This window comes from Microbulbifer mixtoriginis (SeqCode) (genome assembly GCF_052468275.1).
On sequence record NZ_CP174341.1, the window covers coordinates 664,193 to 679,044 of the forward strand.

Annotated in this window: 13 protein-coding genes; 7 read left to right on the plus strand and 6 right to left on the minus strand. The window is 52.7% G+C overall.

Going from position 1 to position 14,852, the window contains the following annotated elements; translation table 11 throughout:
* Nucleotides 1-283: 283 nt before the first annotated feature.
* Nucleotides 284-1,471: a class I SAM-dependent rRNA methyltransferase gene (locus ACJJIC_RS02960; RefSeq protein ID WP_445356434.1), complete on the plus strand. Its 1,188-nt coding sequence runs from the start codon at nucleotides 284-286 to the stop codon at nucleotides 1,469-1,471.
* Between the two features lie 76 nt (nucleotides 1,472-1,547).
* Here the strand turns inward: ACJJIC_RS02960 and ACJJIC_RS02965 are convergent, their stop codons facing one another.
* Nucleotides 1,548-3,728 carry a TonB-dependent receptor family protein gene (locus ACJJIC_RS02965; RefSeq protein WP_445356435.1) on the minus strand — a complete coding sequence of 727 codons (2,181 nt, stop codon included), beginning with the start codon at nucleotides 3,726-3,728 and terminating at the stop codon, nucleotides 1,548-1,550.
* Nucleotides 3,729-3,957: 229 nt separating this feature from the next.
* On the opposite strand from ACJJIC_RS02965, the gene ACJJIC_RS02970 reads away from it, so the two are divergent.
* Nucleotides 3,958-4,401 (plus strand): GNAT family N-acetyltransferase, encoded by a 444-nt coding sequence (locus ACJJIC_RS02970; protein ID WP_444883260.1) that lies wholly within the window; start codon nucleotides 3,958-3,960, stop codon nucleotides 4,399-4,401.
* A gap of 137 nt (nucleotides 4,402-4,538) precedes the next feature.
* Nucleotides 4,539-5,219: a phosphoadenosine phosphosulfate reductase domain-containing protein gene (locus tag ACJJIC_RS02975; RefSeq protein ID WP_444883259.1), complete on the plus strand. Its 681-nt coding sequence runs from the start codon at nucleotides 4,539-4,541 to the stop codon at nucleotides 5,217-5,219.
* Between the two features lie 241 nt (nucleotides 5,220-5,460).
* On the opposite strand, the gene ACJJIC_RS02980 is transcribed toward ACJJIC_RS02975, so the two are convergent.
* The gene (locus ACJJIC_RS02980; RefSeq protein ID WP_444883258.1) at nucleotides 5,461-5,967 is read right to left on the minus strand and encodes an SRPBCC family protein; all 507 of its coding nucleotides are present in this window, start codon (nucleotides 5,965-5,967) and stop codon (nucleotides 5,461-5,463) included.
* Between the two features lie 96 nt (nucleotides 5,968-6,063).
* Here ACJJIC_RS02980 and ACJJIC_RS02985 point away from each other — a divergent pair, with 96 nt between their 5' ends.
* Entirely contained in the window at nucleotides 6,064-6,960 is an 897-nt protein-coding gene (locus ACJJIC_RS02985) for a LysR family transcriptional regulator (RefSeq protein WP_444887622.1), read from the plus strand.
* 82 nt (nucleotides 6,961-7,042) lie between these two features.
* On the opposite strand, the gene gyrB is transcribed toward ACJJIC_RS02985, so the two are convergent.
* The 4 genes from gyrB to dnaA all read right to left on the minus strand — a co-directional run bounded on the left by gyrB (nucleotide 7,043) and on the right by dnaA (nucleotide 13,559).
* The gene (gyrB, locus tag ACJJIC_RS02990; protein WP_444887621.1) at nucleotides 7,043-9,463 is read right to left on the minus strand and encodes a DNA topoisomerase (ATP-hydrolyzing) subunit B; all 2,421 of its coding nucleotides are present in this window, start codon (nucleotides 9,461-9,463) and stop codon (nucleotides 7,043-7,045) included.
* A gap of 21 nt (nucleotides 9,464-9,484) precedes the next feature.
* Nucleotides 9,485-10,588, minus strand: coding sequence for a DNA replication/repair protein RecF (recF, locus tag ACJJIC_RS02995; RefSeq protein ID WP_445356436.1), 1,104 nt, complete (start codon nucleotides 10,586-10,588; stop codon nucleotides 9,485-9,487).
* A gap of 125 nt (nucleotides 10,589-10,713) precedes the next feature.
* On the minus strand, nucleotides 10,714-11,820 hold the full coding sequence (gene dnaN / locus ACJJIC_RS03000) for a DNA polymerase III subunit beta (RefSeq protein WP_252083962.1): 1,107 nt from the start codon (nucleotides 11,818-11,820) through the stop codon (nucleotides 10,714-10,716).
* 32 nt (nucleotides 11,821-11,852) lie between these two features.
* Nucleotides 11,853-13,559: a chromosomal replication initiator protein DnaA gene (gene dnaA, locus ACJJIC_RS03005; RefSeq protein WP_445356437.1), complete on the minus strand. Its 1,707-nt coding sequence runs from the start codon at nucleotides 13,557-13,559 to the stop codon at nucleotides 11,853-11,855.
* A 507-nt stretch (nucleotides 13,560-14,066) separates the two neighbouring features.
* Here dnaA and rpmH point away from each other — a divergent pair.
* The 3 genes from rpmH to yidD are packed head-to-tail and all read left to right on the plus strand — an operon-like array spanning nucleotide 14,067 to nucleotide 14,845.
* Nucleotides 14,067-14,201, plus strand: coding sequence for a 50S ribosomal protein L34 (rpmH, locus tag ACJJIC_RS03010; RefSeq protein WP_020413885.1), 135 nt, complete (start codon nucleotides 14,067-14,069; stop codon nucleotides 14,199-14,201).
* 27 nt (nucleotides 14,202-14,228) lie between these two features.
* Nucleotides 14,229-14,615 (plus strand): ribonuclease P protein component, encoded by a 387-nt coding sequence (rnpA, locus tag ACJJIC_RS03015; RefSeq protein WP_020413886.1) that lies wholly within the window; start codon nucleotides 14,229-14,231, stop codon nucleotides 14,613-14,615.
* The gene (gene yidD, locus ACJJIC_RS03020; protein ID WP_083922742.1) at nucleotides 14,612-14,845 is read left to right on the plus strand and encodes a membrane protein insertion efficiency factor YidD; all 234 of its coding nucleotides are present in this window, start codon (nucleotides 14,612-14,614) and stop codon (nucleotides 14,843-14,845) included. The genes rnpA and yidD overlap by 4 nt, the downstream gene beginning before the upstream one ends.
* Nucleotides 14,846-14,852 lie beyond the last annotated feature (7 nt).

The following is a 14,852-nucleotide window of genomic DNA, read 5'->3' on the forward strand; positions in this document are numbered from 1 at the left end:
CCCATCCTCCTGCAGAGGTTGTGACTACATTTATTGTCGAGAATACATTATGTTTGTAAGTGCTCACATCTTTAGTGAGCTACTCTGCTTACTTAATATCTGAATTCCTCTGGGTTATCCACAAGATGACCCAGTAGCTAGTTATTCACACTTTTACTCGTACTTTGCTCTTTGATCACTGCACATCGATCCTGTTTATCCACAAAGACTCGAAATCCTTGACCTATCCCCCGAGCCAAGCACAATTGCCTCCGCGAATCACCCCAGCTTACGGAGACCCCAATTGGCGGAATTAATATTGAATCGCGGCGCAGAGCGCCGTTTAAAGCGCGGCCACCTGTGGATATACAGTAATGAGGTGGACACCAAGCGCTCCCCGCTGAAAGGCTTGGAAGCGGGGAGCCAGTGCCAGGTTCTGGATAGTCAGGGTAAACTTCTGGGCACAGCCTGGGTCAACCCCAGTCAATTAATCTGCGCCCGCCTATTGAGCCACAAGAACAATTTTTCCGAAGACGACATTGGTGAGCGCTTGCAAACCGCATTGCTACAGCGGCAACGCTACTTCGACCACCCCAGCTACCGTATGGTTTACGGAGATTCCGATGCCCTACCGGGGCTGGTCGTTGATCGCTTTAACGATCATCTAGTCGTACAAGTCAGCAACTGGGGCATGGATCGCTACCAACAGGTGGTTGTGGATAAGTTAATCGAGCTGACTCAATCTACAGGAATTTTACTGCGCAATGATCACCAGGGCCGTGCAGTTGAGGATATGCCCCTCATTAACCAGATTGCTTACGGAGAAGTGCCAGAACTAGTGCCCTTTGAGGAAAATGGCGTTCCGCTTTTGGCGCCAGTTCACCAGGGGCAAAAAACCGGTTGGTTCTACGATCACCGCGAAAACCGCCGCCTCTTGAATCGCTGGGTCCGGGGAAAACGCGTGTTGGACCTTTTCTCCTATGCGGGCGGCTGGGGAATCCAGGCTCTGGCCAACGGCGCCAGTCACGCGGTTTGTGTAGATGCCTCGCAGCAGGCCCTGGACTGGTGTCAATTGAATGCACAGCACAACGGTTTTGCCGACAGACTGGATACCGTGCAAGGTAAGGCGCTAGAAGTTCTGAAGGCCATGGTGGCCGAGGGCGAGAAGTTTGATGTCATAGTGCTCGACCCTCCCGCGTTTATTAAAAGACGCAAAGATCACAAGGCCGGCCTTGCCGCTTACCGCCACATAAACGAACTGGCTATGCGTTTATTGTCGAAGGGTGGCTTGTTAGTAAGTGCTTCCTGTTCTATGCATCTTCAATCGGAGGAACTGCTCGATTGTGTACGCGGTGCGGCGCACCGATTGGGCCGTAGAGCTTCAATACTCGCCAGCGGTGGCCAGGGCGCAGACCATCCAATACATCCGGCAATTCCTGAGACCAACTACCTTAAGGCTCACTTTGCCCACCTGGGCGGCAGCCGCTGGTAGCGTGCATCTATTCGCTATAAAAGAAACCCCGGCGAAAGCCGGGGTTTCTAATTGAGTGCTCTGCCACTCTGTGGGATTAGAAAACGTATTTCATACCCAGTGTGGCGGTGCGCGGCCGGTTGGCGCGAGCACCATCGGGACTACGGCTGATTATCACCTGCTCATCAAACAGGTTATCCACTTTCAGGTAGCCGGTCAGGTCTGTGCTTAAATCGTAGTGCGCAGCGGCATCCACAACCCACAGAGACTCTGTGTAATCGAATTTATCGGTATTCCCCCGGTTACAACCGGTATTCACACACATCTCGTCCTGGTAAGCCGCGGTCAGGTTTAAACGCCAGGCTGCACCGCTGTCGAGGCCGGCGGATACGGCAAAAACATTTTCCGGCAGATATTCGAGATTATCGCCGGCAAGCAGGTCATTGCCATCACTATCTTCACTGATTTCTGCATCAGTAAAGGTATAGGTTGCCCGCACCGGTAGTATCCAACCATTTGTGAGCACCCACTCACTTCCAAAGGTGGCTTCCAGCCCTTTGATTTCTGCTTCACCCAACTGGTAGGTACCACTCTCGGCACCATTGGGGCATTTCACCGCCACCGAGCAGTTTTGCACAGCATTTTCATAGTCACTGTAGAAGGCGATCAATTCGGCGTTCAGGCTGCCGTTATCGAAGCGAGCACCCCATTCATAGTTTGTGGATAACTCCGGCCCCTGGCCATCGGCTGCACCTGCGCCTGGAGGGGCGAAGCCACGGTGCACACCTGCCAGCAGGCTCCACTGTTCGCTTGCCTGGTAAACAAGTCCCAAACCTGGCAGCCATTCATCCACCTGATTGGTGCGGTAACTGCCCTTCTCGGACCGCTCGGCGTCGTTATAACGCTGCTGCTCTGTCTCTATATCTTCGTAGCGAAGAACAGCAGTGAGAGTCAGCTTATCGTTCAGCTGGATATCGTCGTAGATAAAGAACGAAGTTGCATCGGCTTCTTCGATTCGGTTATTGCTGCTTTCTTTAACGATATCGGGAATATCTGTGCTCAGATACACCAATTTGCCATCAACCTGCTCATAATTTTCCACAGGCTGGAATCTATCCACTTCGTCCTGATGCTGGCGTACTCCAAAGGTCAACTCATGACTAACGGAAGCGGTGTTAAAGTGCCAATCAGCACTAATCTGCAGGCCCTTGGCCTCGTACTCACGGTTGTTGTGCTTAACACCGAAGGTGTAATCCTCAGTGCCATCCAATACCGCCTGTGGGTCTAGAACTCCATCAACACTGCCGCCGGTATTAACAGCATCTATCAAGTCACCCTCGCTGACCTTAAACCAGTCGCGCTTAAACTTGTTGTAGTAAGCCTGGGTATGCAGGGTAAAACTGTCACTCAGTTCGATGCTGTGGTTCAGCTGGATAGTGCTGTGGCGATTCTGCATTTCATCCAGGGCGCTGATACCGTATCGACGGTTCGGATCTTTCTTAAAGTCGGCATCCGTTAGGCCCAGATAACTCATGCCAGACTCCTCTTCGGAGTACTGCAGCTTGATATCCAACTGCTGGCGGTAAGTCGCATCCGCATTGGATTGCAGGCGACCTTTCAGCAGATAGTCTTCTTTGGCGATATCTGCACTGCCAGATCGATCAATTTCGCGGAAACCGTCGGCATACTGTTGCTGGGTCTCCAGTAGCCAGCCGGTATTTTCTGTGCTGGTGCCATAGTGTGCGTGCACACGGGTCTCACCGTATTCACCGGCTTCCAGCTGCACCATCCCCTGGCTGGAAGTGGGAATGGGGGTACTCAACATATTTACCGCACCACCCACGGTGAATGGGCCGTATTGCAACGCAGCGGGGCCCTTCACTACTTCAATGGCATCCATGCGGCCGGCACTCGGGAAATAATACGCTTCCGGTGCCGAGTAGGGTGCTGGAGCCACCAGGACTCCATCTTCCATCAGGGAAATTTTGGCGGAGCGCCCACCCTGGGCACCGCGAATTCCAATATTCGGGCGCAGGCCGTAGCCATCCTCTTCAAGGATGTAGACCCCCGGAACCGAGCGCATCATACGGTTGATATCCACAAACTCGAATTTTGCCAGCTCTTCGGCATCAACCAGGTGCGCGGAGCCCGGCAGCTTGGAGACAGAATCGGAGTTACCAATAACGGATACGCTCTCTAAACGTTCCTCAGCGAGGCTGGGAGCTGCGGCAGCAACCGCCAGGGCAATAGCCATTGGCGACAGGAAAAATCTCTTCATGAACCCTCCAATGAATCTAAGTAATTTGTAATTGTTTTTGTTAATAAGAATGATTGTATTTTACCACTTAGAAGGGTGGGATATGACAGAACATTTTTTTGTTTTTTGGCGCCTTTACGAGGAAAAAACCTCTTTGTTTTTAGTTTCTATCCTAATAACTGGATGTTTCCTAGGATCTACTCTTTGAGCTGACTAGCATTGGGCCCATGTATCCACTTTGGGAATGCCCATGATACGAATGGCAGAACTCAAAGAGTTGGATAGGCTGGAACAGCTCTGGCTACACGCTGTAACAAATTCACACCCTTCGCTGCCCCGTCAGTTCTGGCTGCAGCGCCGTAGTGAATTTCGTAGAGACTGCCGCCGATCCAACCAATGCCTGGTCTTTACCGGACGCCACAGCGCCGTTGCAGAGGCTTTTATTACCCTGGTGGACAGGGATAACATCGCCCACCTCTGTGTTAGCCCACTGTTCACCGGCTGTGGTATTGGCGCCACCTTACTTCAGGCTGTCGCCGGGGGATGTAAACAACTCCAGGCTCAAGTATTTCGTGAAAACCTGCGCACGCGTTATTTCCTGCAAAAACATGGGTTTGTAGAAACACAGCGTGGATACAATGCCGAATATGGCCAGCATCAGATTTTTATGTCCTGTGGAGGTCTTAGCCCCTGAATTCATAACCTAAAATCCGAGGTTCAACCCATTACTTATAACCGAAGCTTATTGATTCACTCCTTTTTATTGTTTCTACGCGACAAGCTATCCGGGTAGCATGACTTCCATTCTAGTTTTCCAATGCGCTGATTTTTATGGGACACAACGCTTCCAGTAATGCCCTGCAGTCTTCGAGAGGCCGCTTCTTTCATCACAATGCCAACCTGGCAGTATTGAATCAGACTTTTGCTGAGGCTAAACCCAGCGAAATCATGCAATTCACCATGGAAAAGGCCCAGAACCCGGTAGTCTTTACTAACTTCCGCCCCCTTGCTGTGGCCTTTCTGCATCTTGTGAGCAGAGCCAAGCCGGATATTCCGGTGATCTGGGTGGATCACGGTTACAACACTCCTGAGACCTATCGCCATATTGAAAATGTGGTAAAACAGCTGGGCCTCAATCTGCGTACCTACTCTCCAAAGATGTCCGCGGCCCACTACAACGCTGTATACGGTGGTATTCCAGCCCTGGATACTCCCGAGCACGACTTCTTTTCGCGTACGGTCAAGCTCGAGCCGTTTAACCGCGCCATGCAGGAATTGAAACCGGATGTGTGGTTAAACGGCATTCGTCACGATCAGAATGCACACCGTAAAAACCTGGATGTTTTTACCCAGGGGAATCACGGCACCATTCGCGTAGCGCCAATGTTTCATTTGAAAGAGATTGATGTAGAAGAGTACGTTTACGAAAACGAACTGCCGGACAATGATGTGTATTTCGATCCGACCAAGGGTGAAGAACATCGCGAGTGCGGGTTATTACTGGAGAAATAAATTCATAGATCGGCGGGGGAATTTTTTCTCCGCCTTTTTTCTAAAAACTTTCTTTTTCCCTTAGTTTTTCTTCCGCGATCAAATAGTTCTTATTTATGCAGATCTAGTAATTCATAATTTTGGCTTTTGTCAGATTTCTCTGCAAAAAATATTTTTTTCTTTGCTTTTTTCCCATTCCCTTCTGCTTGCTGATAGCAGAAACAGAAGGGCTTATAAAACTATATTCTTAATATTCAGCCAACTAAGCAGCGGCCTCACCGGTAAGATGCCGGCCTTTTTCCAAATGATTTTTTAGGTCCTCCAACATTTTACCAAACTGTGTGCCCGTCATTTTTTTCACTACCGGGCTCAGTACGCCACCAATGGCACCCAGCTCCATGTTCGCAGTGAAGCTCACCCTTGTCCCATTTTCGGATAAAGCCTCTAATTTAAACTGCGATAAACTTTTCTTCACCGGAAATCCTGGCGGTGTGTTCTTGGTTTCTACAGACACATCCAGCTCATGCTTTTTATCATCAAATCTTGTGATGGTTTCATCGGCGACAAGACCATTGGGGCCTTTATTTGTCATTACACAGACACGCCCTTTTACACTGGCATTGCCAACCGGTGTACCCTCTTTGGCAAAGGAATGCGGTATCAGCGTCATCCATTGGTAAGCGGTATCAAAATCCACAGCAAGCACTTTCCAGACCTCCTCAATCGGGCGGTCTATGGCAACTTCTCTCTTAACTTGAACGATTTTCATTGGATTCTCCCAGGATGTTCGGTGCAATAAATATTGACGGGAGACAGATTAGCTGGACACTATTTGCAACGGAATATAACAAAATAGGACACTGTGTTGCATAAAGGATCCATTGAATGGACTGATATTCAGTTCTTTATTGCGGTTGCCAGGAGTCATAGTGCCCGCAGCGTTGCTGAAGACCTTGGAGTAAGCCACTCCACTGTATCCCGCCGTATTGACGCTCTTGAAGAGAGGCTTCAAGCCAGACTGTTTTACCGTAACTCCAAAGGTTATCAACTAACCGAAGATGGAGAAGCCATGCTCGGTTATGCCAAATCCGCAGAGCAGTACCTCGACGCGGCACAGAAGCACTTGCAGGGTGGTAGCCATCGGCTCTCTGGTGAAATACGCGTTACCATGCCTGATGTCGTGGCCTCCCATCTTGTGATTCCGCACCTCAATGAGTTCACCAACGCCTACCCACAGATAAACGTACAGCTCCTAGTTACCAGCCAGGTGCTCAGCCTCGAGAAACACGAGGCGGATGTGGCTTTGAGAATCCTGCCCAAAGATGCAGAGGTACCCGAAAGGTTTATTGCCCGTAAGCTTACCAACCTACCTAGCTGCTGTTACGGCTCGCCAGCCTATATTGCGGAATCACTACCAGAGCACGGCCGCTGGCTCGGCTGGAGCAGTGAGGATGGCAGGGTGAACTGGGCCCAAAACACCCCTTATCCGGATTTGCCCTATCAACATCAGATCAGCCATGGCCTGATACAGCTAGAAGCCGTCAGAAGTGGACTGGGCTTAGCCAGGCTTCCCTGCTTTCTCGCCGATGGGGTTAATGGTGTTATTCGCTTACCCGGCGCGGAGCCCTCCAGCCTGCACGATCTGTGGCTGGTCTCTACACCGGAACACCGCAATGTGCTGCGCTTTAAAGTCTTTCGAGAGTTTGTTGTGAGTCTATTCAGGCGCCTTGAGGATAAGTTGGAAGGCAAGCTGGCGGGGTGATTTCGATCGATATTTGCCTGGAGCGGTATAAAACCGCCCCAGGCAATCCATCTATTTTTAAGCGCAAGAGCGTCTGGAAGACTTAAACATCCAGGTTTTCCACTGCCAGGGCATTGGTCTCGATAAAGTCGCGACGTGGCTCTACCTGATCCCCCATCAGGGTGGTAAAGATCTGGTCAGCCGCAATGGCATCCTCCACAGTGACCTGCAGCATACGACGGCTCTCTGGGTCCATGGTGGTTTCCCAAAGCTGCTCCGGGTTCATCTCACCTAGCCCCTTATAGCGCTGGATACCGTAGCCTCTGCGGCTCTCGCCCATCAGCCAGTCCATCACTTCAGGGAAGCTGCCAACAGGGTGCTGCTTCTCGCCGCGTTGGATAAAGGCACCCTCTTCCAATAGACCCACCATTTTCTCACCCAGAGCGCAGATAGACGCATACTCGGCGGAATCAAAGAACTCGTGGTTAATCAGGTAGTCACTGCCGACACCGTGGGCCACGATATGGATATGGGGCAGGAATAGGCCGCGCTCGGTGTTCTCCTGAACCGTCACTTCGTGACGACGGGTTCCACCGCTCTCTTCGTCACCGAGTTTCTCCTGTAGCTTCTCACTCCAAGCCGCGACTTTCTCCTGGGACTGCAGGTCTTCCTGAGACAAGCTGGGCAGGTAGATCATGCTGCGCAGCACCTCTTCTGGATACAGGCGGGACAGACGATCAATAGTAGCCAGCACACTGCGATACTCGCCCACCAGGCTTTCCAGGGAAGCGCCAGATAGTCCAGGGGCATCCGGGTTCACAAATAATGTGGCGCCTTCCAGGGCGGCGTTGGTAAGGAACTGAGTCAGAGCACCCTCATCTTTTAGGTACTGCTCCTGCTTACCCTTGGAAATCTTATACAGTGGCGGCTGGGCGATGTAGATATGGCCCCGCTCGATCAGCTCCGGCATCTGACGGAAGAAGAAGGTGAGCAACAGGGTGCGGATATGGGCTCCATCCACATCGGCATCGGTCATGATGATGATGCTGTGGTAACGCAGCTTGTCCGGGTTGAACTCGCTCTTACCGATGCCACAGCCCAGTGCGGTGATCAAGGTGCCCACTTCGGCACTGGAAAGCATTTTGTCGAAGCGCGCTTTTTCCACATTGAGGATTTTGCCCTTAAGCGGCAGGATCGCCTGGGTACGACGATCGCGGCCCTGCTTAGCAGAACCACCGGCAGAGTCACCCTCCACCAGGTAGATTTCCGACAAGGCTGGGTCTTTCTGCTGGCAGTCTGCCAGTTTTCCGGGCAGACCAGCGATATCCAAGGCACCCTTACGGCGGGTCATCTCACGCGCCTTACGCGCCGCCTCACGGGCTTTCGCCGCATCGATCATCTTGGTAACGACGGACTTGGCTTCCTGGGGATTCTCCAACAGGTAGTCGTTGAAGTGGTGCCCCATCTCCTGCTCAACAGCGGGCTTCACCTCAGAGGAAACCAGCTTGTCTTTGGTCTGCGAGGAGAATTTCGGGTCCGGTACCTTCACAGAGATAATCGCGGTAAGGCCTTCACGGGCATCGTCACCGGTGGTGTTGACCTTATCTTTTTTGCCCAGGCCCTCGCGCTCAATATAGGTGTTCAAACCGCGAGTCAGTGCCGCGCGGAAGCCTGCCAGGTGGGTGCCACCATCGCGCTGGGGGATATTGTTGGTGTAGCAGAAAATGCTTTCCTGGAAACTGTCATTCCACTGTAGCGCCACTTCTACGGCGATGCCGTCATCGCGCTGGCTCTGGAAGTGCAACACCTTGTTGATGGGAGTTTTGTTTTGGTTAAGAAACTCCACGAAGGCACTCAAGCCACCTTCGTATTCGTAGACCTCCTCTTTGCCACTACGCTCGTCCTTCAAGACAATACGTACACCGGAATTGAGGAAGGACAGCTCGCGCAAGCGCTTGGCCAGTACATCGAAATGGAATTCGATATTGCTGAAGGTATCTGCAGAGGGCTTGAAGTGCACGGTGGTGCCGGTGGTATCGCTATCTCCCACCACCTCCAGTGGAGCCTGGGGCACACCGTGATGATAGGTTTGTTCATGGATCTTACCCCCACGGCGAATAGTCAGCTTCAACTCTTTTGACAGCGCATTTACTACTGACACACCCACGCCATGCAGACCACCGGATACCTTATAGGTATTGTCATCGAACTTACCACCGGCGTGCAGCACGGTCATAATTACTTCTGCAGCAGAAACCCCCTCTTCTGGGTGGATTTCTGTTGGAATACCACGGCCGTTATCTGAGACGGAAATCGATTCATCCGGATGGATGGTTACGCGAATCTCATCGCAATGGCCTGCTAGTGCTTCATCGATGGAGTTGTCGACCACCTCGAACACCATGTGGTGCAGGCCGGTGCCATCGTCGGTATCACCGATATACATTCCGGGGCGCTTGCGCACCGCATCCAGGCCTTTGAGTACCTTGATACTGCTCGAGTCATAGCTTTGCTGCTCTGACATTTATTCGCTCCATTCAACTTATTATGCAGCCGATGCATCGGCGCTGATATTCCCATGTTCCACGTGGAACACTTTTGGGCAATTCCAAGGGGCTTCCAATTGTCGCCAGGGGCGGCTTGTAGTGCCCTCATCTATTCCGGTTACCAGTACCTGGCTGGCACAACGACCAACCCACTGGGCAAAAACATGCTGATTGTGATCATCCAGCTCTGCTGGAAGGTCGTCCACAAGAAATACCGGTTTCTCTCGGTGACGGCAAACCAACTGCGCCATAGCCGTGCGTACGGCGCATACCAGCATCTTCTGCTGGCCACGGGATAAAACATTGTGTGCAGGCTCACCTGCAACGGTAAAACGGAGATCTGCTCTGTGAGGCCCAGTGCGGGTATGTCCCTGACTGAGATCACTATCCCGAGACTCTCTAAGCGCCTCGGCCAGTTCAACCTCTTTTCGCCAACCGCGTCGATAACTCATATCCACCCGATTTAGCAGGCTGGGAGGTAACTCTTCCAGTAGCGTTGTTACGGCCGCACGCAATTGCTCGAATTGGCCGCGACGCAGGGTATCCACCTGTTCGCCACTTTGGGACAACTGATGCTCCCAAATCCCGATCGCGTCCGGATCGATTTTACCACGTCGCAACAAGGCATTTCGCTGCTTCAGTGCGATTTGATAGTTTTTCCATTGCTGAGCAAAGTGATGTTCCACGTGGAACACTGTCCAATCCAGAAGTCGCCTGCGCACTCCAGGGCCACCATCCAGGGCGGAGAAACTATCGCTGTTAATCAGTTGTAAGGGGAGACAGTTAGCAAGCTGTGAACTGGACTCAGCCGCCGCCTGGTTGATACGCACACGGCCTCCGCCATCAGCTAGGCGCTCGACCCCAAGATTGAAGCCCGTATCCAGCTGGGTAAAAACCGTGAGCCCTGAATGATCATGGCGGATAACCGATTTGTGCTGGCGAGACCGAAAAGAGCGGCCTGTAGCCAACATATGAACAGCTTCAAGAATGGAAGTCTTGCCACTGCCATTGACGCCACAGAACAGGTTAACCCCAGTGTCCAAAAGCAGATCGGCGTGAGAGATATTTCGAAAATTAGAAATCAGAAGGCGGGTCAGCGCCATAGACCCCTCGCCCCGCTGGCTGGGAAAATTTCAGCGGCAATATTCAGAAAAAATAAAGGGACCGCCTGTTGATAATACAGTGCGGTCCCTTCTCGATTGTGAGCCAAATGCTTACTAACCAGGGCTTACAGACGCATCGGCATAATCACGTAGAGGGCATCTCCATCCTCAGGTTGCTGCAGTAAAGCACTGCTATTGGCATCCGCCAGACTGATGCGAATCTGGTCGCTGTGAATAGCACCAGTAACATCGAGCAAATAGGAAACGTTAAAGCCTATTTCCATGGGCTCCCCCACGTAATCGACCATCATTTGCTCTTCGGCCTCCTCCTGCTCGGGGTTATTGGCTACAATCTGCAGCAAACCCTCGGAGACCTGCAAACGTACCCCACGATATTTTTCATTGGAAAGAATCGCTGCTCGTGAGAAAGCCTGACGCAGGCCCTGACGGTCGGCATAGACCACGTTGCCGGCACCACGTGGTAGAACGCGCTCATAATCCGGGAACTTGCCATCCACCAGCTTAGAGGTAAAGGTGAACTGGCCACTCATCACACGGATATGGTTGTTGCCCAGTACTACCTGCGCCTGCACGTCGCTATCTTCCAGCAAACGCCCCAATTCCAATACGCCCTTGCGCGGTACAATCGCCTGAATGGGTGCCGATACATTCAAGCCCGGAGCATCGCGGTCGCACAGTGCCAGGCGGTGACCGTCAGTGGCGACTGCGCGCAGCTGCTGTGGGCGGCACTCCAGCAGTAGGCCATTCAGGTAATAGCGCACGTCCTGCTGGGCCATGGCAAAGCTGGTTGCCTCGATCAGACGGCGAATCTCGCGCTGAGAAATATCGAATCGAGTCTGGGCACTGGCTTCCTCCTGATTGGGGAAGTCCGCTGCGGGTAAAGTGGATAACTGAAAACGGCTGCGGCCACTGCGCAATACCAGGCGCTCGCCATCGCGCTCAAATTTTAATTCAGCGCCATCCGGCAATGAGCGACAGATATCCAGCAGCTTGCGTGCTGGAACAGTTACTTCACCTTCCATTTCCACGCCATCCACCGGCAAGCGGCCGACAATTTCCACTTCGAGATCAGTACCAGTCAGGGACAACTCCTGACCTTGTAATTGCATCAATACATTGGCCAGGACCGGCAGGGTCTGGCGTTTCTCAACGACACCGGCTACCAGTTGTAGGGGCTTCAGCAGGGCGTCCCGGCTCACATTGAATTTCATCGGTAGTTTCGCCTTGTTTGTCAGTTATTCGATTAAGTGGTCAACGACCGTGTCAGTAACTTTACGTCCTCGCGGATATCCGCATCAGACTCCTGCAATTCGCGAATTTTGCGGCAGGCATGCAAGACCGTAGTGTGGTCACGCCCGCCAAAGGCATCGCCAATCTCTGGCAAACTGTGGTTGGTCAACTCTTTAGCCAGAGACATAGCCACCTGACGCGGACGCGCGACAGAGCGGCTGCGGCGCTTGGACAACAGGTCGGCCACCTTGATCTTGTAGTACTCGGCCACCACGCGTTGAATATTGTCCACACTCACCAAACGATCCTGCAAGGCGAGTAGATCCTTGAGGGCCTCGCGCACCAATACATCGTCAATGGCACGGCCGGTAAATTGGGAGTTGGCTATCACACGGCGCAGGGCGCCTTCTAGCTCGCGTACATTGGAGCGGATACGCTGCGCGATAAAGAAAGCGGAATCGTGGGGTAACTCTACACCGAACTGCTCCGCTTTCTTCATTAATATGGCTACCCGCGTCTCCAGTTCAGGCGGTTCCACAGCCACGGTCAGGCCCCAACCAAAGCGGGACTTGAGACGTTCTTCAAGGCCGTCGATCTCCTTGGGATAGCGGTCGCAAGTGAGGATAATCTGTTGGCCACCCTCGAGAAGCGCATTAAAGGTATGGAAAAACTCCTCCTGAGAGCGCTCCTTACCAGCAAAGAACTGAATATCGTCAATCAGCAGCGCATCCACAGAACGGTAATAGCGCTTAAAATCGCTGATGGCGTTGAGCTGTAGAGCCTTCACCATATCCGCGACAAAACGTTCAGAGTGCAGGTAGACCACTTTGGCATTGGGATTGCGCTCTAACAACGCATTGCCCACCGCATGCATAAGGTGCGTTTTACCCAGGCCCACACCACCATAAATAAAGAGCGGATTGTAGGCGCCACCAGGGTTGTCGGAGATTTGCTGCGCAGCAGCCAAGCCCAACTGGTTGGATTTGCCTTCAACAAAAGATTTAAAAGTGAAGTTTCGATTGAGGGAGCTGCCGTGCTTAATGGCACCCTCAACCTCAACCTGCCGCGCGGGTTGTTCCGGGATAGAACGCACCATGTCGTTCATTACCGCAGGACGAATATCGGATACCGCCTGCTCCCCCTTGCTGACCTGTCTGGAGTTGGTCTCCTCTTCCAGTATTGAATGAGGATTTACACCAGGGCCACCACCAAAGCCGCCACCATTCAGCGGCTGATTGGGAACAGGAGCCTGTGGCTCCGCATGGCTCATAAACCCCTGAGAGACAGAGGGAGAAACCACACCAGGCGTTGTGGAAAAATCCACCGAACCCGATGAAACAGAAGGTGCTGGGGAAGTTGTAGGTGCTATCGGTGGCGGCATAGCACTGGCAACCGGAGCCGTAGGGGGCACGGGAGCCGGTACAGGTGCCGCTTCCATTGCAGCGCGACTACGCTGAAAACGCGCGGGGCGACGAGCAGTGATCTCCAGCCCTACTTGAAGTGGCTGTCCAGGAGAGAACTGGTGGACCAGCTCGCGGATACGATGAAGGAATTTACCGCCAACCCAGTCCAGTACAAAGCGATTTGGTGCAACCAGTCGCAACTCGCCCTCTGCACACGCGGGATTGACGCGCAGCGGTCTGATCCAGGTATTGAACTGCTGAGATGGCAGCTCATCCTGCAAACAGCTCGCGCACTGCTTCCAAACGGATTCAGTCAAGAAACCCCCCAAAACCCCAAAATGGTAAGACCACGGAGACAACGGCATGAAAGGACTGGAGTGCCCTAGCCGTCAAATAAGATCGGCGCAGTATACCTTTCCATCGATGGGTTATCCACAAGAAAGCGTGGCGCTGTTGAAAAAATTGCGCAAAAATGTCCATGCAATCAGGTATTTGCGTAACAATTAGACAATTGAAGCCTACGCCTTTGGAACTTTATCCACAGTCGCCTGTGTATATCTTGGGGTCAATCGGTGGGCATCACGAAATACATCAGGTAGCTCAAGGGCTTGTCTAGTAGCCGTTATTTGGCATCAGTGATTTAGTGGTAAACAAGCCGAATATCTCCCGTCTGTGCGTTGCTTTCACTGTTGCCTTTCTATACAATCCGCGGCCTTCGCAGCGCGTAGCTCCGTCTGCGCCGGCTCTGTGCCGGACCGGAGCCCAGGCCGCGGCCGGGGATGGTCCCGAGAAATCTTGAACACAAAGTCTCAGGTAGCAAGACTATGAAACGCACATTTCAACCCAGCAACTTGAAGCGCAAACGCACTCACGGTTTCCGCGCTCGTATGGCAACCAAAAACGGCCGTAAAATCCTGGCCCGCCGCCGCGCTAAAGGCCGCAAAGTACTGTCTGCATAATATCTCTTCTTTTTAGAGATTCTCCCTATGCAGCAGGTGCGCAGCAGCTTTGGATTTGCCAAGACTCTGCGCCTGCTTAATGCGGCGCAGTATCGCAAGGTTTTCAATGAAAACGTTGTGCGCGCCGCGCATCCCCACCTCCTGATCCTCGCATGCCCCAGTGATTCTGAGCATCCGCGCCTCGGCTTGGTAATTGCCAAAAAGCATGTGCGCAACGCCTCCGACCGCAATCGAATCAAGCGAATTACCCGAGAAACCTTCCGCTTGCAGCAACACCAGTTGCCGCCGCTGGATGCTGTAGTATTGGCTCGCCCGGGGGTTGCAGATCTGGATAAGGCCGCACTGGCGAAGACACTAAACAAGCTCTGGCGCAAGCTGGCCAAGCGCGCGCAACAGCCACAATCGAAGTCATGAAGTGGCTACTGATCAAGCTGATACACGTCTACCGCTATCTGGCCAGCCCATGGGTAGGTAACCAGTGCCGCTTTTACCCAACCTGCTCGCGATACTCCGAAGAGGCGATTGAAACTCACGGAGCCTTAAAGGGGGGTTATTTAACTGCGCGCCGCCTTATAAAATGCCACCCCTGGCACCCTGGTGGACTGGACCCGGTTCCCCCCACCAAACACAAGAACACGCTCTAGGTATTAA

Excerpts from the sequence above, each read along its gene's own strand:
- ACJJIC_RS02965 (WP_445356435.1), bottom strand. The coding sequence starts at position 3,728 with ATGAAGAGATTTTTCCTGTCGCCAATGGCTATTGCCCTGGCGGTTGCT.
- ACJJIC_RS02970 (WP_444883260.1), top strand. The coding sequence starts at position 3,958 with ATGATACGAATGGCAGAACTCAAAGAGTTGGATAGGCTGGAACAGCTC.
- ACJJIC_RS02975 (WP_444883259.1), top strand. The coding sequence starts at position 4,539 with ATGGGACACAACGCTTCCAGTAATGCCCTGCAGTCTTCGAGAGGCCGC.
- ACJJIC_RS02980 (WP_444883258.1), bottom strand. The coding sequence starts at position 5,967 with ATGAAAATCGTTCAAGTTAAGAGAGAAGTTGCCATAGACCGCCCGATT.
- gyrB (WP_444887621.1), bottom strand. The coding sequence starts at position 9,463 with ATGTCAGAGCAGCAAAGCTATGACTCGAGCAGTATCAAGGTACTCAAA.
- recF (WP_445356436.1), bottom strand. The coding sequence starts at position 10,588 with ATGGCGCTGACCCGCCTTCTGATTTCTAATTTTCGAAATATCTCTCAC.
- dnaN (WP_252083962.1), bottom strand. The coding sequence starts at position 11,820 with ATGAAATTCAATGTGAGCCGGGACGCCCTGCTGAAGCCCCTACAACTG.
- rpmH (WP_020413885.1), top strand. The coding sequence starts at position 14,067 with ATGAAACGCACATTTCAACCCAGCAACTTGAAGCGCAAACGCACTCAC.
- rnpA (WP_020413886.1), top strand. The coding sequence starts at position 14,229 with ATGCAGCAGGTGCGCAGCAGCTTTGGATTTGCCAAGACTCTGCGCCTG.
- yidD (WP_083922742.1), top strand. The coding sequence starts at position 14,612 with ATGAAGTGGCTACTGATCAAGCTGATACACGTCTACCGCTATCTGGCC.